General features: G+C 46.3%; 1 protein-coding gene. It reads right to left on the reverse strand.

Translation table 11 applies throughout. The features are described from left to right. Positions 1-566: PP2C family serine/threonine-protein phosphatase (locus A3756_RS06010; RefSeq protein ID WP_197481212.1), on the reverse strand; the 566-nt coding region annotated here is incomplete at both ends.

Below are 566 nucleotides of genomic sequence, written 5' to 3' on the forward strand. Positions count from 1 at the left end.
AGTAGCAAGAATAAAGATATCTCCCTCACTTAGAGGAAGCGCTCGATAGTCCATTTCCAAAGTGTCATGAACGCCCAATGCGCGGGTCAGGTAACTCGTTTCTGCATCAACGACATGTCGATGATCCTTGGTTAGTTGCTCAAGGTTATTGTCAGCAAGCCTGTAGATACGTGAATCACCAGAGTGAAAGCAATAAGCAGTGTTCGACTTAATAACAAGCGAACTAAAGGTACAGATATAGCCTTTGTCTTTATTAAAGCGATGCGGGCTATTTTGGGTCTGCGCGAACAGCCAGGAGTTAGCTGCTTTAAGAACCCGTTGAGCAGAGGTCTTCACAGACCAGGAGTCTGATGTGCTGTAGTAGTCCTGTATAAAACCTTTAACCGCGGTTTCACTCGCAATCTGGCTTACATTGCTGCTACTAATACCGTCAGCCAAAGCGACCACCAGCCCTTTGGACGCGAGCAAAGGCTCTTCCGGGGCATAGGCTGCATGGAAGTCCTGATTCAGGTCTTTCTTTCCTGCAGTTGAATACTGACTAACAGATACTTTAAGTTGCTTAGACA

This window comes from Oleiphilus sp. HI0086, assembly GCF_001635225.1.